General features: G+C 33.5%; 12 protein-coding genes and 2 pseudogenes. 2 read left to right on the forward strand and 12 right to left on the reverse strand.

Annotation, left to right across the window (positions count from 1 at the left end; genetic code table 11):
* Positions 1-13 precede the first annotated feature (13 nt).
* The 11 genes and pseudogenes from ACZZZT_RS18835 to corA form a co-directional block, all read right to left on the reverse strand.
* Entirely contained in the window at positions 14-433 is a 420-nt protein-coding gene (locus tag ACZZZT_RS18835) for a glycerophosphodiester phosphodiesterase family protein (protein ID WP_463461531.1), read from the reverse strand.
* Positions 418-798, reverse strand: coding sequence for a glycerophosphodiester phosphodiesterase family protein (locus ACZZZT_RS18840; RefSeq protein ID WP_463461532.1), 381 nt, complete (start codon positions 796-798; stop codon positions 418-420). The genes ACZZZT_RS18835 and ACZZZT_RS18840 overlap by 16 nt, the downstream gene beginning before the upstream one ends.
* A gap of 146 nt (positions 799-944) precedes the next feature.
* The gene (gene bglX, locus ACZZZT_RS18845) at positions 945-3,245 is read right to left on the reverse strand and encodes a beta-glucosidase BglX (RefSeq protein ID WP_463461533.1); all 2,301 of its coding nucleotides are present in this window, start codon (positions 3,243-3,245) and stop codon (positions 945-947) included.
* Positions 3,246-3,255: 10 nt separating this feature from the next.
* On the reverse strand, positions 3,256-3,981 hold the full coding sequence (locus tag ACZZZT_RS18850) for a carboxylesterase family protein (protein ID WP_463461534.1): 726 nt from the start codon (positions 3,979-3,981) through the stop codon (positions 3,256-3,258).
* Positions 3,981-5,351 carry a glucoamylase family protein gene (locus ACZZZT_RS18855; protein WP_463461535.1) on the reverse strand — a complete coding sequence of 457 codons (1,371 nt, stop codon included), beginning with the start codon at positions 5,349-5,351 and terminating at the stop codon, positions 3,981-3,983. Before ACZZZT_RS18855 ends, ACZZZT_RS18850 begins: the two co-directional genes overlap by 1 nt.
* A 73-nt stretch (positions 5,352-5,424) precedes the next feature.
* Positions 5,425-6,888: a RagB/SusD family nutrient uptake outer membrane protein gene (locus ACZZZT_RS18860; RefSeq protein ID WP_073393679.1), complete on the reverse strand. Its 1,464-nt coding sequence runs from the start codon at positions 6,886-6,888 to the stop codon at positions 5,425-5,427.
* 213 nt (positions 6,889-7,101) lie between these two features.
* Complete coding sequence (locus tag ACZZZT_RS18865) at positions 7,102-9,897, reverse strand: SusC/RagA family TonB-linked outer membrane protein (protein ID WP_463461536.1); 2,796 nt, start codon at positions 9,895-9,897, stop codon at positions 7,102-7,104.
* 244 nt (positions 9,898-10,141) lie between these two features.
* Positions 10,142-12,886 carry a helix-turn-helix and ligand-binding sensor domain-containing protein gene (locus tag ACZZZT_RS18870; RefSeq protein WP_463461537.1) on the reverse strand — a complete coding sequence of 915 codons (2,745 nt, stop codon included), beginning with the start codon at positions 12,884-12,886 and terminating at the stop codon, positions 10,142-10,144.
* Between the two features lie 105 nt (positions 12,887-12,991).
* Entirely contained in the window at positions 12,992-14,176 is a 1,185-nt protein-coding gene (locus ACZZZT_RS18875) for an acetate/propionate family kinase (protein ID WP_463461538.1), read from the reverse strand.
* Positions 14,177-14,363: 187 nt separating this feature from the next.
* Positions 14,364-16,456, reverse strand: a pseudogene (gene pta, locus ACZZZT_RS18880) (phosphate acetyltransferase).
* A gap of 63 nt (positions 16,457-16,519) precedes the next feature.
* Positions 16,520-17,590 carry a magnesium/cobalt transporter CorA gene (gene corA / locus ACZZZT_RS18885; protein WP_463461539.1) on the reverse strand — a complete coding sequence of 357 codons (1,071 nt, stop codon included), beginning with the start codon at positions 17,588-17,590 and terminating at the stop codon, positions 16,520-16,522.
* Positions 17,591-17,747: 157 nt separating this feature from the next.
* On the opposite strand from corA, the gene ACZZZT_RS18890 reads away from it, so the two are divergent.
* A complete protein-coding gene (locus ACZZZT_RS18890; protein ID WP_463461540.1) occupies positions 17,748-18,371 on the forward strand; it encodes a transposase in 624 nt (207 codons plus the stop codon).
* 194 nt (positions 18,372-18,565) lie between these two features.
* Here ACZZZT_RS18890 and dnaK read toward each other — a convergent pair.
* A pseudogene (dnaK, locus tag ACZZZT_RS18895) lies at positions 18,566-20,451 on the reverse strand (molecular chaperone DnaK).
* A 382-nt stretch (positions 20,452-20,833) separates the two neighbouring features.
* Between dnaK and ACZZZT_RS18900 the strand changes: the two are divergent.
* A complete protein-coding gene (locus ACZZZT_RS18900; protein WP_463461541.1) occupies positions 20,834-22,105 on the forward strand; it encodes a Na+/H+ antiporter in 1,272 nt (423 codons plus the stop codon).
* Positions 22,106-22,125: the final 20 nt, after the last annotated feature.

Below are 22,125 nucleotides of genomic sequence, written 5' to 3' on the forward strand. Positions count from 1 at the left end.
AAATCTTTATTCTTTAATCTTTAATCTTTAATCTTTCCCACAATAATTCCGGTTCATTGGTTGTGATATAATCGAATTTATTTTCGATAATCCAATCCATAACTTTCGCATCATTAACTGTCCAGACATTTAGTGTAATATGATTTCCTTTAGCTTCTTTGATCCATTCCGGATGTTTTTCAAAAACTGAATAATGGAAATCAACACCCGTTATTTTGTCTAATTTTACTTCTTTTGGAGATTTATTTCCTTCCAGATATTGCAAAGAAGTTTTAGTGTCAACTTCTCTAATTTGTTTCAGAATGTCATAATCAAAACTGATGTAGCCCGTAATTTTATCGGCTTTAAGCTTTTTGATGGTTTCAACAGTTTTTAGCGCCGTTTTCTTTCCTCGTTCTTTACTTATTTCCGAAGGTTTTATTTCACAGACCAAAAGTGTGTGGTTATTATTTTTTTGCCTTCAGTAATATATTCATGCAAAGTAGGCAGCTTCTCTCCGTTTGAAAGTTTAAATTTTATTAAGTCGGCATAATTTGTTTCCTCAATAAGAAGTTTGTTATAATGAGCATCATGATTGATTACCAATGAATCATCGGCTGTTCTCCATACATCAAACTCTGATCCTGCCAATTTTAAATCAATCGCATGTCGAAGTGAAGCAATTGAATTTTCAGGAAGATTATTTGTTTTCCAGGCTCCGCGATGCGCAACAATCGCATTTTTCTTTGCCGTACAAGAAGACAAAACAACTATTGCAAACAAAAACAGGAATATTTTAGATGTTTTAATGGTTTTCATTGTATAGAAAATTAAATTATTTGAAAAATTTGAGTTTTTATTGATCTAAAAATCCGTACTAATTTTAATACATTTTAAGACTAAAAAACTATAAAAAAGCCCTCCGTATAACCAGTACGAAGGGCAATTTCTAATTAACAAACCAATTATTTAGTTAACTCAAAACTAACTTTCTTATCGGCATTTGAATTTCCACCAACGAAAACATCAAACTGTCCAGATTCTGCTACGAATTGTAAATCAGAATTATAAAATTTTAAATCTTCAACAGTAATATCAAAAGTCACTGTTTGTTTCTCCCCTTTTTTAAGGGCTATTTTTTGAAAGTTTTTCAATTCTCTAACGGGTCTTGTTACTGAACCAACTAAATCTCTGATATATAACTGAACGGTTTCTTTACCGTCATAATTTCCTGTGTTTGCAACATCAACGGTAACTTTTAGTTTTCCGCTGAAATTCATTTTATCAGATGAAATTTTCAGGTTTGAATATTCGAAAGAAGTATAACTTAAACCAAACCCAAATGGAAATAATGGCTCGTTTCTTTCATCGATATAATTTGATCTGAATTTCTCGAATTTTCCTTCTGTATTAGAAAGTGGTCTTCCTGTATTTTTGTGTGCATAATAAATTGGCACTTGTCCTACGCTTCTTGGGAAAGTTGTTGTCAATTTTCCTGATGGGTTTACATCTCCAAATAAAACATCAGCAATAGCGTAACCCGCTTCTGTACCAGCGAACCAGGCATTTAAAATTGCCGGAACTGTTTTTTCTTCATCTGTAATAACCAAAGGACGACCGTCGAATAAAACTAAAACAACCGGTTTTCCTGTTTTTAATAAAGCATTTAATAAGTCTTTTTGTGCTTGTGGAATTTCCAAATTTGTACGGCTGCTTGATTCTCCGCTCATTTCAGCAGATTCTCCCAAAGCCGCCACAATTACATCAGATTGATTGGCAACTTTTAAAGCTTCTGCCAATAATTCTTCTTTAGAACGAGAATCACGATGTAAGGTTTTACCAAACATTGTAGCATTTGTTTCAAAAGTTTCATCATAATCTAAATTGCTTCCTTTTGCATATAAAACTTTTGTTGATGGTCCCGCAACTTCTTTAATTCCTGCTAATAATGAAATCGCATTCTCCATTTTTGTAGCTACGCTCCATGTTCCCGGCATATTTTCTTTTGCATCTGCCAATGGCCCGATAAGTGCAATAGTTCCAGATTTTTTAAGAGGCAATACTTGATTTTGATTTTTCAATAAAACCAATGACTGAGCAGAAATCGATCTTGCTTCTTTTCTGCTGCTTGCTGTAAAAATCTCCGTTTTAGCTCTTTTTTCGTCGCAATATTTATAAGGATCTTCAAATAATCCTAAGTCATATTTAGCTTCTAAAATAAGTTTTACCGCATTGTCAATTTGTGAAATAGTAACTCTGTTTTCATCTAAAGATTTTTTCAATGTGGTTAAGAAACCTTCTCCAACCATATCCATTTCAACACCAGCGTTTAATGATAAAGCCGAAACATCTTGCAGATTACCCATTCCGTGTTCGATCATTTCAGGAATTCCTGTAAAATCTGTTACAACGAAACCTTTAAAACCCCATTGTTTTCTTAAAACATCAGTCATTAACCATTTATTTCCTGTAGCCGGAATTCCGTCAACTTCGTTAAAAGAGGCCATAACTGAACCTACTCCTGCGTCAACAGCTGCTTTGTAAGGTGGGAAATAATCGTTAAACATTCTGATATGACTCATATCAACTGTATTATAATCACGTCCGCCTTCTGGAGCTCCGTATAAAGCGAAGTGTTTTACACAAGCTAAAATTGAATTGTTTTTAGATAAATCGTGTTGTTGATATCCGTTTACCATTGCTTTTGCAATCTGGCTTCCTAAATACGGATCTTCTCCTGAACCTTCAGAAACTCTTCCCCAACGCGGATCACGGGATATATCAACCATTGGTGAAAACGTCCAGTTAATTCCGTCTGCACTTGCTTCCTGAGCAGCAATTTGCGCGCTTCTTTCGATCAAATTCATATCCCATGTACAAGATAATCCTAACGGAATTGGGAATGTAGTTTCATAACCGTGAATAACATCCATACCAAAAAGCAATGGAATTTTTAAGCGGCTTTTTTCAACAGCAATTTTTTGAACTTCTTTAATTTTTTGTACCGATTTGATGTTGAACAAACCTCCAACTTTTCCCTCGGCAATATTTTTTGCAACATTAGAACTATTAGCTTGTCCTGTAGTAATATCTCCAGAAGTTGGTAAATTTAACTGCCCTAGTTTTTCGTCTAAAGTCATTTTTGAAATTAACTCGGCTACAAACTCAGATTTCGGTTTAATTTTTACTGCATTTTTAGTGTTCTTTTTTTGGGCGTAACCCAAAACAGCACATCCTAAAAACAGTAAGACTAATTTCTTTTTCATTCTATTGTTTTTATTTATTTGTATTTGTTTTAATCTGTTTAAGCATCCAGTCATAAATTTCCGGATTATCATAAACTCTTGTCCAGCTATCGTGACCTGCATCATCAAAAATGGTCAGCTGAACATCTTTTGCATTACATTTTTTTAATTCTTTGTAAATCGCAATTGCATAATCTACTTTTACCACATCATCCAATAATCCGTGATAAATTCTGGTTGGAATATTGGCTATTTTACACGCACTTTCTAATTCAATTAAATCAACAAAACCGGAAATTGGGACTATTGCTGCAAACATATCCGGATACGAAAGTGCCAAATTCCAGGCTGCCCAGCCTCCGGAACTTAAACCTGTAACATAAATTCTGTTAGGATCTATTTTGTTTTCTTTCTGAATTTTTAAAATCAATTCATAAATAGATTCAATACTCCATTTTTCGCCTTCTTTACATTGCGGCGCCAAAACATAAGTATCTAATTGATGTGTTTTTAAGTACTTTAAAGGCCCATTAATTTTCACTTTTTCAATGTCAGTTCCTTTTTCTCCATCACCGGAAATAAAAACTATTAAAGATTTTTTCTCCTTTGTATTGGCGGGTTTATGTAAAGCGTAACCTAATTCATAATTGGCCACCACAACTGTTTTCAATTTTCCGTTTGTCTCACTTTGTGCAAAACCAATCACAGAAAAAAGAATCAACAATAACGGTATACTATTTTTAATTTTAAATGCCATTAAAAACCGTATTTACCTGATTTAAATCCAAGTTTTACTAAACCTTGTTTTACTTCCGGAGCATTCATGAATAATTTCCATAATAATCCAGTTCTGTAATTTTCTATCATCACAACTTCTGGTCCCTGATCGATTGCTAAATAGCGTTTTGCAACCCAGTTATTATTCTGTAAACTCAAAGCATCATAAAAACCGGCATTTCCCCAAGTTTCTTTTTTATGATTATCGTATAAATTACGAATTACAGCCATAGATTCTTTTGGTGTATAAACGATCGAACTTATAGCAGCAGTTGGCGACATAACGCCCTGATCGTTGCTTGGCATGTGTGCATTATAACCTATTGAGCCATCAGGATTTCTTGAATACGAAGCGCTTAATCCCCAATAATCAGCACTGTAGCCTTTCTTAGGATTCTCTACACAATATTCATAATTGATTTTGGTTTGATTTACGTTTAAATCCCAATAGTTCGCATATTTATCGCTTAATTGAGTTGGATCAAGTCCTACATAAGAATAATGCGCCCAGAATAACGGGCCTCCAAATTCTTCTGCTCCGTTATGTTTTAAAATTAACGGAAGATTGTATTTTGTTTTTGATGAAACGATTCCTCCGCTTCTTGCCCAGCCTTCGTGATAAACTTTTGCATCAATTCCATGAGTTGGCGAAGAAGCTGCCATTACGTAAGTAATTAAACATTCGTTGTATCCTTCTAATGCAAAATTCATTTGCCACGCATAAGTTGGCGACCAGTGCCAGTATAGAACATTTTTGTTGTTTGTGTACCAGTTCCACTCCACTCCTTTCCAAAGTGCGTCATATTTTTGAGCTACTGCTTTTTCTTTTTCAGAACCGTCTTTTAGATATTCGCGAACTGTAATCATTCCCGCAACCAAAAATGAAGTCTCGACTAAGTCTCCACCATTATCCTTGGTTCCAAAAGGCTTTACTTTTCCTGTATTTCCGTCTATCCAGTGTGACCAAGCTCCGTGAAAACGATCGGCTTTGCCTAAAAAATCTGCAATTTTGTTTAATCTTTCAACACCTTGATCTTTGGTAACATAACCTTGAGACATTCCAGAAACAAGCGCCATCAATCCAAAACCAGAACCTCCTGTAGTTACAATATTCGAATCATTTTCAGGATAAATTCCATCTGGATGATAACGTTCTCTGGCTAATCCAGAGTTTGGTTCAGCATAATCCCAGAAATACTTAAAGGTTTCTTTTTGAACCACGTTTAAAAGTTGCTCATCAGATAATTTCTCCGTTGCAGTATTTTCTTCTGCATTTTCTTTTGGTTTGTCAGTATTTGAACCACAACCAAAAAAAGTAAAAACCATTAGTAAAACTGAAATTCTAATCATTATAAAAAAATTATGGGAATTTGAAAATAATCACTCCTTTCAAGTTTCGAAAGGAGTGATTTTGAGATTTTAATTAGTAACCACCAGGGTTTTGTTGTGAAAGCGCTCCGGCTTCTCTTAAGAATGAAGTTGGTATAGGCCATAATTCATGTTTTCCAACAATAAAGTTTTTCCCGTCTGCTGTCATGGCTGCTTCAGCTTGTCCTGTTCTAACAAGATCAAACCATCTGTCATGCTCAAAAGCAAATTCTACTCTTCTTTCTTTCCAGATTGCTGTTCTCACATCTGCCTGTGACACTGCTGATGTTTCTCCTATTTTAGCTCTAAGTCTAATTTGATTTAATAATGGAATGGCTGCATCAGTCTGACCTAATTCATTTAGCGCCTCAGCTTTCATTAATATAACTTCAGCATATCTTAAATATCTAAGATTTGTATCTGTAAATTCCTGATTATAAAAAGATGATGAGTATGCTTTATAATTGTATCTTGGATTTGCTACAGTTGATGGTATTTCTCTACCATCGTATAAAACTGAACCTCTAAAAATGATAGTTGCTTCTCTTCTAACATCTCCTGGCTCATAAGCATCTGCTAAACCTTGAGTTGGTGTGTTGAATCCCCATCCCCAACCTCCGGCACCACGTGGTGCTTGAGAAACAGAGTAATTTCCAATTCCAAATCCAGGTGTAGAAGTAGAACCAACTCCATTAATTTCGAAAATAGATTCTGGACCAAATTCTCCTTCTTTTTTAAATTGTAATGAATAATCAGAAACTAAAGAATAACCCGTTACTTTATCGCAATTGTCAATTACTTTTTGCCAATTTTTTTGATATAGATTTACTTTTGCTAATAAAGCGTATGCAGATCCTTTAGAAACTCTGACAACATCTGCCCCTGTATAAGCTGATTTTAAAGGCAAAGCTTCTGCAGCATCATTTAGGTCTTGCTCTATAAAAGCATAAACTTCTGCTACTGTTTTACGTGTCAATTGCATTTTTCTATCATCCTCAGAGATTGGAACTGTAGCTAAATGATCTATAATTGGCACTCCACCATACCCTTTTACTAAAGTAAAATACATAAAAGCTCTCAGGAATTTCGCTTCTCCTGTTAATCTCGCTTTTAAACTAGGTGTTACAAGATCTAACTTAGGAAACATTGCCAATGCCTGATTACATCTGTTAATTCCAGCATAATTAGCCTCCCAGGTAGATTGAAATGATGGCGTTGAAGCGTTATAAGTCAATGCATCAACAATATCTTTATCTCCACCAGCATCTCCCGGGTCAGATCCTTTATCTGCATCATCTGAGATAATACTTGAAACTGCATTCCACCCAAAAGAGGACATTTCCCAGCCTAAAAATTGATTGTAAATTGCTGTTACAAAACCTGATGCTCCCGCATCACTATTAACCAAAGCCGGATCAGCCGGAATAGCTTCTGTTGAATCTACATCTAAAAAATCATCTGAACATCCGGAAAAAAATAATCCAGAAAGCACAAATATTGATATATATAATCTTTTCATGATATTAAAATTTTAAATTAGCACCTATAACAAATGATCTCAATGATGGGTAAGCATCTAACTCAACCCCTTGAGTGCCTTCAACTAACTTACCATCAGACACAACATCTGGTGAAAATCCTGAGAATTTTTGTGTGATAAATGGGTTAATTGCGTTTACATAAATTCGGCAAAAGCTAATAAACTGATCTTCTTTAAGAGGAAGTTTATATCCTAAAGTAATGTTATTGATTCTAAAAAATCTGCAGACTCCAAGTAATAAGTTGAAGCAAAAGGAGTTAAATTAGAAGGTGCAGGATTAGAAGCTGTAGTATTAGTTGGTGTCCAGAAATCACGAGCTGTTGAAGCCTCTATGTTTTCACCTCCAAAACGCTGCGCTTTTTTTCCATTATATACTTTTGATCCTCCAACACCGTAACCGTCAACAGAAAAATCGATGTTTTTGTAATTTACTCCTAAAGTAACTCCATAATTAGAAGTAGGTAAAAGAGAACCTACATACTTTTTGTCTTTAAGTTCGTCTAATCCTGATTGAGCAACTTTAGAACCATCTGCTTTGTAGTACAACATTTGACCGTTTGTTGGATCAACTCCTGCATACTCATACATATAAAAACTACCTAATGGCTGACCTACAGAAGTGTTATCAAGAATTTTGGTGTTTTGACCATTTCCTAAACTTCCTCCAATAATTGGATTTAACTGAACATTTTTAAGGCTTGTAAGCTCATTTTTATTATGAGAAAAATTTCCGCCTACCCAATAGCTTAAATTGTCGTTTATTTTATCATCCCAACGTAATGCAATTTCATAACCTTTGTTAGATACTTCTCCAACATGTGCAGGTGTAGCTACAGTAATTCCTGAGCTTGAATATGGCTTAACATTCAAAATTGTATTTGTTGTATTTTTATCATACAAATCAAAAGATCCTTTTAATCTACTGTTCAATACTTCAAAATCAAAACCTCCTGAAAGTTCTTCAACAATTTCCCAAGATAAATTAGGATCTACCTGAGAATTTACGGTAGTACCAGAACCTAAACCACCATAATCTAATCCAGAAGTTAATAACTGAGTATTAAGAGGCACATTTTGATTTCCTAATCTACCCCAAGATCCTCTAATTTTTAATAAATTAATTGGTTCTACATTACTTAAGAAGCTTTCTTTAGATACAATCCAACCTAAACCAACTGATGGAAATGTTCCCCAGCGTTTGTCTTCAGCAAATTGTGATGATCCGTCACGTCTTACAGTACCTGTAACCAAATATTTGTCTAACAATTTATATTGAAAACGTGCAAAATAAGATGCCAGTCTTCTTTGATTCAAAGCTTCATCTTTAAAACCTGTAACAGATCCTGCAACATTAACATCTTTTAAAGACCAGTAATTTGAGTTTGCATTTACATTCTTTCTGTCAATAGTTAACTTTTCTCTTGTTCCTTGTACATTCGCCTCAATACCCGCTGTAACTTCAACGTCATGAATATCAGCAAAAACTTTATTATAAGTAAAGTAATTGGACAAATTCCAGTTAAAGTATTGATCTCTGTTTCTTGTCAAAGTGTTTGTGTTCAAACTATTAGTATCGTAACCTGATTGTACACGAGTTGGATCAGCTGATAACCAAAGTGCTAAATTATCAACATAATTATATTGTTTGTAGGTATAAAATTCTCCATTGAATTGTGAAGTAAATTTTAAAGATTTGATAATATCATAATCTAATTTCAATCCACCTTGCAACATAACAGTTTGTTGCTGCTCATTTGTATAATCCAATTGAGCTACCGGATTTCCAACATTGTTAAAAGATGCTCCGGTTTCAGCTACAACTCCATTAGAAACAAATGGCACACCATATTTCCCATCAGCGTAACGCACAGGAACTAGTGGAGATTGTCTGTAAGCATTCGTAAATGCACTCAAAGGCATTGGTGTATTCTTAATAGTACTTACACTTAGATTTTGGGTTATTTTAACTTTTTCTGAAAGTTTAAACTCATTATTGTTTCTGATAGTAGTACGTCCGTAATCAGATCCGTTTAAAATTCCTTTTTCTTCATAATTTCCAACACTAAAAAAGTATTTTACATTTTCTGAAGATCCTGAGATTGCAATGTTGTTTTGAGTATAGGTTCCTGTTCTTGTAATCTCATCTAACCAATCTGTATTATAAGGCTGATTTGCAGAGAATCTCCCTTGTGGAAAATCGTTACTGTAAGCAGCATTGCTATAGCGAACATATTCGTCACTATTAGCCATTTTTACTTTTTTCAAAGGGCTTCTAATACCAGCAAAACTTTCAACATCTACAGTAAGTTTCCCTTTTCCGGCTTTTGTTGTAATCATAATTACTCCATTTGCCCCTCTGGTTCCATAAATAGCTAATGAAGAAGCATCTTTCAAAATCTCGTAAGATGTAATATCATTACTATTAATGTTATTGATATTATCAGTTGGCATACCGTCTACAACATATAAAGGATTTCTTCCTCCTAATGCAGTACCAGCTCCCCTGATTACAACTGAAGGTGTGCTTCCAGGCGCATCTGAAGTAGATACCTGAACACCAGCCGCCTTACCTTGTATGGCTTGCGATGCATTTGCAACCTTCATTTTGGTAATTTCCTCCGATTTAATTGAGCTTACAGCCGAAGTATTATCAATTTTCTTTCTTGTACCATATCCAATTACTACAACTTCTTTCAAGGCAGTATCACCTGATTCTTTTAATGTAATTGACATTGGTTCTGCTGTTGCGGGTACAGATACAGCGTCGAAACCAAGCATTGAGATTTTTATAATCTCACCCACTTTAGCATTTATTGTAAAATTTCCGTCGAAATCAGCATCAGCAGAAGTTCGTGAATTGGGAGCGCTAATAACTGCTCCGGGAATTCCCATTCCACTACTGTCTACTACTTTTCCTTTAATTGCTTGTCCAGACATATAAGCCGGAAGAAGCAAGAGTGCTAAAAAGCTAAAAATAAAATTTTTCATACAGTTCGTAATCGTTTAAGTTAGTAGAGCCAAATTAAACAATTACAACGTTGTAGTACATCAAATACCACTACTACATAGCTACATCATTATGTTAAAACATTAATATATTGTGCTAAAAATCAAAGTTTTAAATGTTAATTTCATTTCCTTAACATAACCTTATGATGTAGTAATGATGTATTGTAATTCTATAAAAAATGATGTAGAAAAATATAAAATATGTAAAAAACAAATGCAAATCTTACAGACTTAATAAAAACTTTGACAGATTTTCTTCCTGTGAGAGATTTAATTTCTTTCTAAGGCGATATCTGTGTAATTCTACACCTCTAAAAGAGATATTCATCATAGGGGCAATTTCCTTTGATGAAAGATTCATTTTAAGATAAACACACAATTTTATATCTTTTGGAGTTAAATTTGGAAACTTCTTTGAAAGATTTATAATGAATTCATTATGAATTTGGTTCAGGTTGGTTTCAAAAATTTCCCACTCGTGTTTATTGACTTCATTTATCTTTATTGCTTTTTTAATTTCACTTTTAAGTTTGTTGAAATCTTTTTCAGAATCCAAAATACTTTGGATATTTTCAATCATCTCACTTTGTTTGGCTATAGACAATGACTTTCCGGCAACTTCGGATGATTTAGTTTGTAGTTCCAATTCTAAAATATGTTTTTCATACTCCTGAATATTTAATTCGTTTTCAGCCTTCAACTCCATTTCAAGAATTTCTCTTTGATGTTTTAATTCCTCGGCCTGCAACTTTAATTTTTGCATATAACGAAGTTTATTCCATTTGTAATAGAAAAATAAAACCGCTCCAATTATTAAAAGATACAATAAGATCATCCAAAAAGAAAAGTACCAGGGCTGAGCTACTTTAAATTCAAAACTTGATACTTTGTCATAATTAGCACCATCGTGTTTATAGACTACCATTGAATGATAGCCGCTGCTCAAATTATTCAGCACAATCAATCCATCTGAAATTGAACTAAAATCTTTGCCTTTATTTAGTTTATAAAACAAATTTGGTTTGCTGGCTCCATAAATTCCAGATATAACATTAATTTTTAGCTCGGTGTTGTATTTAATTTTAGAATCATCAGGAATTAGATTTCCATCATTAAAAGCTTCAACTTTTATCTGTGTATTTTGCTTATTTTCATACTTCAATTGAAGAGAAATAAAACCATCATCAAGATTTAATAAATAATGATTCTTGTTTTTAAAAATTCTCAGATTGTCATTGATTAATTTTCCTTTATAATATTTCTCCTGAATAATATTCCAAACAAATTTATTTCCCTTAACATATATATGGTATAAAATTCCATCCTGAAGTACCATAAAATGATCTTCATCTATGCCAATTACATCAGAAACGTTCTTGAAATTTTCATTAAACAATTCATTTTCTTCAAGTTTGTTGGTTATCGAATTATACGTATACCATGAATTGTTGATTAAAAAGAGTATTTCATTTCTAAATTCAAAAATCTTAACTCCAAAGTCATTTTTGATTTTACTTTGCTGGGTTACATTCTCAATTTTCTTAGTTTTATAGTTATCGTCGTATAAAACACGATACAAACCACGATAATTATCTGCTGCCCAAATTTCATTCTTTTTATTTTGGGCAACGTATTTAATTGGTTTAGTAAAATCGTTAATTACTTTATATTTAGTAAGGTCTAAAGGATTATCATAAACCAAAACGCCACTATAAGTAGATTGAAAATAAGTATCATTGATGCTGCTTTTCGATAAATTCCACCCTCCGCTTACTTTATTTATCTTGCTTAAAAATCCATTATCATATGAAAATGTTCCGTCATTATGACCAATAATATATTTTTCATTTATTTTAGTAATATTCCAGCCCTGACCCTGTGTGTTAGGTATCATTTTAAATTTTCCGGAATCAAATTCAAAAACACCGTGATTTGAAGCAATTAAATATCCCTTATTAGTTGTAGCAACAGAATAAATAGAACCTAACGTTCCTGAATTATCGTAAAAAAAGGAGATTGGCGAATTTACTTCAACATGCGCAATTCCGTTATCTAATCCCAGCCACAAATCATTTTCTTTATCAAAGCCAATACTTAAAATAGAATTATTCATTAAAACATTGCTTCTATCAATGTTTTTATAGGTGTCTGTATTAAAATCATAAATAAAAACACCCCTGTTTCCGGTTCCAACAACCAGTTTGTTTGTTTTTATAAATTTAGCAATATTAATTGTGGCTGCTTTTAATGTTTCATTCAATGGATTATTCCAAGCCCTTAATCCGTCGTTTTCAATAATAAAAATTCCTTTTTTCTGAGTAAAAATATAGAATTTGTCATTGTATTTTTCGACTGCATGTACCACGGTATTTTTTAAAACATTCCAACCTTTTGGATTCGAAATTTTGGAGCCATCCATTTTAAAAAGACCTTTTTCAACAGAAGCAACGTAAACATTCTTATTGATTACAAAACAATAAGAAATTAAAAATGGAAATTTAATTTTTTGAATATGTTTTCCGTCATAAATAAAAACATCATTAAATGACTGGAAATAAATAGAACCATTAAATCTGAAAATTTTCCAGATTTCTTCGTTATCTTTTTCATCAAACAAACGCAGGTTTTTGGTAATCGAAACATATCGCATTTTACCGTCTTTCCTGTACCAATAACCAAATTCTTTATACGAACCGGAATAAATCTTATCGCCTTCGATCATAATTGAACGAATAATGGTTTTATTTGGCAATGTATATTTTTCCCACATTACACCATCATATCGCAATAAGTAGTGATTATTAGCAAAATACATCGCATCATCTTTTCCCTGAGCAACATTCCAAATTTGATTATCACCCTGGTAATCTGATTTATTATAGTTTTCAACGAAAGGAAGTAATTCTTGTGCTTGAATTTGAGAAGCGATGAAAAAGAAGAAAAATAATTTTAGAAGTATCGATTTCAAAATATTCAGATTTATATTCAAAGATAATGACAAATATTTAATTTTTATAAGTAAAAAAGCTTCTCAACTGAGAAGCTTTTTTACTTATAAAATACATTTTAAATTTTAGTTTTGAAGCAATTGATAAACCTGGTTGGCAATTTCATATTCTTCATCGGTTGGTATAACCAAAACTTTTGTTTTTGAATTTGGCTTACTAATTTCTCTGATTGATTTCGAACGAACCTGATTTTTTTCTTGATCTAATTCAATTCCGAAATAGTCCATATCAGTACAAACCAATTTTCGCATATAAGATGAATTTTCACCAATTCCGGCAGTAAAAATAATAGCGTCCAGACCATTTAAAGCTGCGGTATAAGAGCCTATATATTTTCGAATTCTGTAAGCGTTCATTAATAAAGCCAATTTACAGTCTTTATTTCCTTTCTCGGCTTCTGCTTCAATATCACGCAAATCACTATAACCTGTAAGCCCTAGCATTCCGCTTTGTTTTAGTAAAATTGCATTTACTTCATCTGCAGTGTAGCTTAAATTTTTAGTCAGATAAAAAATTACCGATTGATCGATATCCCCGGCGCGAGTTCCCATAATTAAGCCATTTGCAGGCGAAAATCCCATGGTATGATCGATGCTTTTTCCGTCTTTAATCGCTGTCATACTACACCCGTTCCCTAAGTGAATTGTGATTATTTTAGAATTATTTTCTAAATAACCTATCGCTTTTTCAGATACATATTTGTGACTTGTTCCGTGAAAACCATAAACACGAACTTTATTCTCTGTTAAAAGGTAATTTGGAATCGCATATTTATAGGCTTCAACCGGAATTGTCTGATGGAAAGCGGTATCAAAAACGGCGACTTGTTTTGCATCCGAAAAAATTTCTTCAGCAACAGTAATTCCAACCAAATGTGCCGGATTATGCAAAGGCGCTAATTCTGAAAGTTCTTTTATTTTTTCTTTAACCTCTTCTGTTATAATTGTTGTGTCAGAGAAATAACTTCCTCCATGCACCACACGATGCCCAACTGCGCCAATTTCTGAAGTCGATTTTATAACTCCTTTTTCAGCATCTAAAAGCATATCGGCAACTTTTTGCAAACCTACTTTATGGTTCGCAATTGGAAGCAATTCTTCTAATGAATCTGAAGCTGTTTTGAACGTAACATTTGAAGTTTCTAAACCAATTCTATCAATCATACCGCTACAAATTACTTCGTTTGTTGGCATAATCATTAATTGATATTTTATTGATGAACTTCCTGAGTTTATAATTAATATTTTCATTTTTTATGTTTTTGCCACGAAGGCACTAAGTCACTAAGTTTTTTTACTAAAAGGCTTAAGCCTATATTTTTTTAAGAACGCAAATTTGAACGCGGATGACGCGGATTGCTAAAGCAAAACGCGGATAAAAAACGGATTTTTTAAGATAATAACACAATATAATTCATAATTCACCATTAATAATTAATTAAAGTCCTTGCGCCTGAATTGCTGTAATTACAACTGTATTTATAATATCATCTACAGTACAGCCACGGCTTAAATCGTTAACAGGCTTGTTTAAACCTTGCAACATTGGTCCGATGGCTAATGCTCCGGTTTCTCTTTGTACGGCTTTATAGGTATTATTTCCTGTATTTAAATCAGGGAAAATAAGTACGCTCGCCTGCCCTGCCACTTCAGAATCCGGCATTTTGCTTTTTCCTACGGCGCGATCTACTGCGGCATCATATTGAATTGGCCCTTCGATTTTTAAATCAGGACGTTTTTGTTTTACAATCTCCGTTGCGGCTCTTACTTTCTCTACTTCATCCCCTTTTCCTGATGAACCGGAAGAATACGAAAGCATGGCAATTTTAGGTTCAATTCCGAAAGCTGAACTTGATTCTGCCGAAGAAATAGCAATTTCTGCCAATTGTTCTGCGGTTGGATTTGGATTAATAGCACAATCTCCAAAAACAGAAACACGATCTTCCAGACACATAAAAAATACGGATGAAACTACAGATGAATTTGGTTTTGTTTTAATGAATTGTAATGCCGGCAAAATAGTATGTTGTGTTGTATGCGCGGCTCCGGAAACCATTCCGTCAGCGTGACCTTTATAGACCATCATCGTTCCGAAATACGAAACGTCTTCCATTAAATCTTTTGCCATTGTAATACTTACATTTTTGGCTTTTCGAAGCTCATAATAAGTATTGGCGTAATCTTCATAATTTTTTGATTCGCTCGGATTTATAATATTTACTTTCGAAAAATCAAATGTTATTCCGAGTTCTGTAACCTTACTTTCAATTTGTTTTTTATCTCCAATAATCGATATATCAACCACATCCATATCTAATAATCTTGAAGCGGCCATGATAATTCGGTCATCATTTCCTTCTGGCAAAACAATATGTTTACGATGCTGCTTGGCTCTTTTCACCATATTGTATTGAAACATTTTTGGTGTCATTCCTTCCGGCACAAAAGTGATTAATCTTTCAGATAACGCGTCATTATCAACATATTTTTCGAATGTTGTAATGGAAGTTTCAATTTTGTGGGTGTTGTTGGCATAAATTTCAGATTTTATCGCACCAATTCGGTTTGTAATATGATACGTTCCGCCATCAACAGCAATAATTGGTACAATTGCAGAAAGTCCTTCAATAAGTTTTAAAATGCTTTCTTCCGGAACAATATTTCCCGTTAAAATAATTCCTGAAATAGTCGGATAATTTGCTGATTCATTGGCTTGTAAAGCACCTAAAATAATATCAGAACGATCTCCCGGAGTAATTACAAGTGCATTATTATGCAAATGCACTAAATAATTATGCAATTGCATTGCTCCCACACTAAAGTGCCCGATTTCATTGTTAAGATAATTTTCTCCAAATAAAACTTTGGCATCCAGTTCATTTACAATTTCCTGCATTGTCGGATTATTCAAACTTGAAATAAGCGGAATTGTATTGATCAAAACATTCGCTGGTAAACTTTTTTGAAGGCTTTTCGTAACCAGCTCGATATTTTCCGGCTGAACCTTATTAGCAAAAACCGATAGAACCTCAACTTCTTTTATTTTGAAAGAATCATAAACCAAATAAAGGCTGTCTACCAATTCTTCTAATGTTTTACCAACTCCTGAACCAATAATTATAGTAGGAATTCCGAGATTTTTTGCAATTAAAACATTCAAATCCAATTCGATTGAAGTTCCTTCGCCCGTAAAGCTTGTTCCTTCCACAAGAACAAAATCAAAACGTTCTTCCAGCTTTTTATATTTCTCGATAATAAGATCCAGAACCTCACCTATTTTTCCTTTATTTTTTTCTTGATCAGCTTGCTTTTTGTAATGGCATATGCGTCTTCAAACTTAATATCAAGGTTAAAATAAGAGAGAACAGTTTCGATATGATTGTCTTGTTCTCCATCGACGAAATCTTCAACTATAGGTCTAAAATAACCTACTTTAGCCGTTTTACCAATCAAAATGCTCATCAAACCGAGTGTAATAATCGATTTTCCGCTATTTTGATCGCTTGTGGCTATATATATTGCTTTACTCATAGTTATTTATATTGATTCTAAACAAAGGTAATCTAAATGAAAAATTTTCAACTGAAACAAACGTTAAAACCAACGTCTTTTTTTGAAATAAATGATAAGGGCAATTACCAATAAAAACATGGCTCCCATGACCATAAAATAGCCATTTCTGGCACGTAATTCCGGCATATAATCAAAGTTCATTCCATAAACTCCCACAATAAAAGTAAGCGGAATGAAGATTGCAGAAATGATTGTTAGCGTTTTCATGATCTCATTCATTTTTCGGCTTTGTTCCGAAAAATAAAAATTTGAAGCGCTTTCTAATGAACTCATATCGGACTCAATTTGTTCTAAAAGTTCTAAACTTTTTTGATGCAATCTGATAAAAAAATTAAACGTATCTTTTTGAATGAGTTTATTTGTATCATCATCTTTAATGGTTTTAAGATAATACAATGAATCCCGAAGCGGTACAATGGCTCGCTTTAAAAAATTGAAATTATCACGATGATTTTCAATCTTTTCCAGAATAATCGGATCTGCTCCTTTTTTCGTCAAATTGATTAATTCTTCAATTTTATCCTCTTCGTCTTCAATTGTAATGTAAAAATTTTCCATTACAGCATCCAAGAGTAAATACAATAGATAATCGACTTTTTTTGTGCGAACAATTCCTGCATGTGTGCGAAGACGCTCTCTAATGTGGGTAAAAAAGTCACTACGTTTTTCCTGAAATGAAATTAAAACTCCATCTTTTAGAATAAAACTAAGCTGTTCGACACTTATATTATCTGAATATTCAGATGGCAAAAGCGATTTTATATTAAAAAACAAGATATCCTCTTGCTCTTGTAATTTGGTTCTTTTAGTGGTATTTAAAATATCTGCCAGCAAAAAATCATCCACTTTAAAATGCGCCCCAATCGTTTTTATCAGATTAATATCATTTAATCCGTGGATATTCAGCCAATTATTCTTAGAGTAATCTATACATGTATTTAAAGCCAGAATCGTGAATTTATCGTATTCAATAACGTCTTCATTATCATATACAAAAAGCTGCATCTCAGATTCATGATCTTTATGAGAGCCTGTATACTCTAAAGTGATATGTTGAAGCTTCCGCCCTTTCTTGTATTTTATCTTTCTCATTCAAAAAGTCAATTATATAGTAATATTACAAAAAAGAATTCGAACGCGAAATGACAATTGTCATTTTGATGCGAGATAACTCAAAATACAATTAATTAATTTGTACTATTTTTACTACTTTTAATTAAACCAGACAGGTTTTAAAAACCTGTCTGGTTTGTCAACCAATAACCAATCGATGCAAATAATTGAACCACTTGAATTTGGAAAATATTACCATATTTATAATAGAGGAATTAACAGTGAAAATATTTTTAAAGAAAATAGAAATCATGAATATTTTTTAACTTTATATAATAAACATATCGACCCAATTGCTGAAACTTTTGCCTGGTGCTTACTCAAAAATCATTTCCATTTATTAGTTAGAATTAAAACAAGTGAAGAGATTCTACAAAATCAGCAAGAAAATGGAAGCAAAAAGATTATTGCACCATATCAATCCTTTGGTAATTTATTTAACGCCTATACAAAAGCAATCAATAAAGGATACAATAGACATGGAGCATTATTTGAACGATCATTTAAAAGAAAACTAATTGATAATGAATATTATTTACGATCTGTGATAAAATACATTCATTACAATCCTGTAAATCATGGATTTTGTCAACATCCTATAGAATATCCGTGGAGTTCTTATTTAACTTGCGTTTCTGAAAAACCAACTAAACTAAAACGTGAAAAAGTAATTTCTATATTTGAAAATATTGAGGGTTTAAAAATCTCTCATAGCAAAAATGAACAATTTGATTCTTTAGAGCGCTTTCTTAATTTATAAGTGATTAAGGTTATAAAAAACTAATACCCATAATCAAAATCCGCAAAAGAAACCGGACAGGTTTTTAAAACCTGTCCGGTTTAATAACATAACGTTTATAAAAAAACATCCACAATCTAAATCCACAACATAAAAATACCCCACAAAAAAACCGGACTATCACTAGTCCGGTTTTCATTATTGTTAAAGAAGAATTATTTTACTTCTTCGAATTCAACGTCTTCAACATTGTCACCTTGCGATTGCTCTTGTTGTGGAGCCGCTTGTTGACCTTGATCACCACCTTGAGCATACATAGCTTCTGTAGCTGTTTTCCAAGCTGCATTGATATTGTCAAGAGCAGTTTGAATAGCTGGAATGTCTTGAGATTGGTGAGCCATTCTCAATTCAGTTAAAGCGTACTCTACAGCAACTTTGTGGTCGTCAGCTAATTTGCTTCCTAACTCTTTCAATTGAGACTCAGTTTGGAAGATCATTCCATCAGCTTCGTTCAATTTTTCAGCTCTTTCTCTTGCGATTTTGTCAGATTCAGCATTAGCTTCAGCATCTTGCTTCATTTTTTCAATTTCTTCAGAAGTTAATCCAGAAGAAGCTTCGATACGAATATCGTGAGATTTACCTGTTCCTTTGTCAGTAGCAGTTACTTTGATGATACCATTAGCATCGATGTCAAAAGCAACTTCGATTTGAGGAACTCCTCTTGGTGCTGGTGGAATACCATCTAAGTGGAAACGACCGATAGTTTTATTATCAACAGCCATTGCTCTAGCTCCTTGTAAAACGTGAAGCTCAACAGATGGTTGAGAATCAGAAGCAGTAGAGAATACTTGAGATTTTTTAGTTGGGATAGTTGTGTTAGCCTCAATTAAGATAGTCATTACACCACCCATAGTTTCGATACCTAAAGATAAAGGAGTAACGTCAAGTAACAATACATCTTTTACATCTCCAGATAAAACTCCACCTTGAATAGCTGCTCCAATAGCAACAACTTCATCAGGATTAACTCCTTTAGATGCTTTTTTACCAAAGAATTTTTCAACTTCGTCAGCGATTCTTGGCATACGAGTAGAACCTCCAACAAGGATTACTTCGTCGATATCAGATGTAGATAAACCTGCATCTTTTAATGCTTTAGCAACTGGCTCCATAGAACGTTTTACTAAAGTATCAGATAATTGCTCAAATTTAGCTCTGGTTAATTTTTTCACTAAGTGTTTTGGTCCAGAAGCAGTAGCAGTTACGTAAGGTAAGTTGATTTCTGTTTCAGCAGAAGATGATAATTCAATCTTAGCTTTCTCTGCAGCTTCTTTCAAACGTTGCAATGACATTGGATCTAAACGTAAATCAATACCTTCTTCAGATTTGAATTCGTCAGCTAACCAGTCAATAATAACCTGGTCAAAATCATCTCCACCTAAGTGAGTATCACCATTTGTAGATAATACTTCGAATACACCGTCTCCTAATTCAAGAACAGAGATGTCAAAAGTACCTCCACCTAAATCGTAAACAGCAATTTTTTGATCAGTTCCTTTTTTATCTAATCCGTAAGCTAAAGCTGCTGCTGTAGGCTCGTTGATGATACGCATAACTTTAAGACCAGCAATTTCACCAGCTTCTTTAGTAGCTTGACGTTGTGCATCGTTAAAGTAAGCAGGAACAGTAATAACCGCTTCAGTTACAGTTTGACCTAAATAGTCTTCAGCAGTTTTTTTCATTTTTTGAAGTGTCATTGCTGACAATTCCTGAGCAGTGTATAAACGACCGTCAATATCCACACGTGGCGTATTGTTGTCACCTTTTACAACACTGTAAGGAACTCTTTTGCCTCTTCTTGAGTTTCAGCAAAAGTGTGTCCCATAAAACGTTTAATAGAAGCAATCGTTTTTGTAGGATTCGTTACCGCTTGTCTTTTTGCAGGATCACCTACTTTAATTTCTCCACCTTCAACAAAAGCGATGATAGATGGCGTTGTTCTTTTTCCTTCTGCGTTAGGAATAACAACTGCTTCGTTACCTTCCATTACAGAAACACAAGAGTTCGTCGTACCTAAGTCAATTCCGATTATTTTACCCATTTTTTATATATTTAATTTTGATATACATTTTATAACTCAGGTGGCATAAGTCAATCTTTGTGCCAATATAAAAAACCAAAGTAAATTGTCAGTTTCATGTCGGCGCAATAAAAATCATCTGACAACATGACATTTTCAAAACCTGACAATCATGGCATATCAGTACTTTACGTGTCATTATAAGGAGCTGTTTCCTACTGTTCGCTGTATCTTTTCCTGGCTAAAGAAGCCAGAAAAAGGATGACTCCCGAAGCTTCGGGACCATCAGGGCTAGGACAATCGTTTTCATCAGAACATATTCTTATTTTGACAGTTTAATGTCTTTCAATATTTTCAATTAAATTCCTAAATACTTACATTAGCATTTTTCTAAAATATAAAAATGGAAAACTACAGCATCATTATTTTTATACTCGCCATCGTAATTGGTCTCTCTGCATTTGCAGATAAAGTAAAATTACCCTACCCAATTCTTTTAGTAATTGCCGGAATCGCAATTGGCTTTATCCCTTCAATGGGTGAAATCGAAATCAATCCCGAAATTATCTTTCTGATATTTCTACCGCCACTTTTGTATGATGCTTCATTTAATATTTCTCCAAAACATTTTAAAACAAACCTGGGTACAATAAGCAATTTGGCAATACCATTGGTTTTTCTAACCACATTTTGGATCGCAGTCGTTTCACATTACATGATTCCCGGCATGAGCTGGCCACTATCTTTTGTACTCGGTGCCATACTTTCTGCTACAGATGCCGTTGCAGCAGTAAGCATAACAAAAGGTTTAGGAATACCCGAAAAAACCATTACAATACTCGAAGGAGAAAGTCTTATTAATGATGCCTCAGCCTTAGTTGCGTATCGTTTTGCCGTGGCAGCCGCAATGGGCTCTGCGTTTATAATCTGGAAAGCCACACTTAACTTTGTATTATTATTAGGCGGAGGTTTTTTAGTTGGTTTTGTTATGGCAAAAATTTTATCCGTAATTCTTACCAAAGTCCATAAAAACACCAATGCTACCATTGGATTTATGCTTTTAATGCCATTTGTAACATATTTAATTGCAGAACATCTTCACGTTTCGGGAGTAATTGCTGTTGTAGTATTAGGTTTGGCTATTTCCCGTTTCAGCAATAAAATTTTTCCTCAAAACTTAAAAGACAGTTCAAAAAGCCTTTGGGACATTATTATTTTTCTTCTAAACGGACTAATCTTTATCCTAATCGGACTAAATTTTAGATATATCCTAAAAGATATTGATAACGATATGATTTTACCATACATTGGTTATGCACTTATTATTACTATTGTAGCATTATTGACCAGAATGGTAAGGATATTTTTTCAGAAATCAAGTCTTCAAAAAAATTTCCTGAAAAATGACAAAAAAAGACGAAAAGTAAGCGAACACGCCTTACTTGATACCAAAAATAGTTTCATTATCAGCTGGTCCGGAATGCGCGGGATTGTTTCTCTTGCAATCGCTTTAGGTTTGCCAAAATTCCTCGAAGACGGAACTCCTTTTCCCCAACGAAATGCCATAATATTCATTTCTGTAGCCGTTGTGCTTTTAACGCTTATTGGACAGGGACTGACACTTCCGTGGATTGTGAAAAAGCTGAATTTAAAACAAGAAGAACAAAAAGAATAACAATTTGCAAATAACATATA

Source organism: Flavobacterium sp. AC274, from assembly GCF_979258275.1.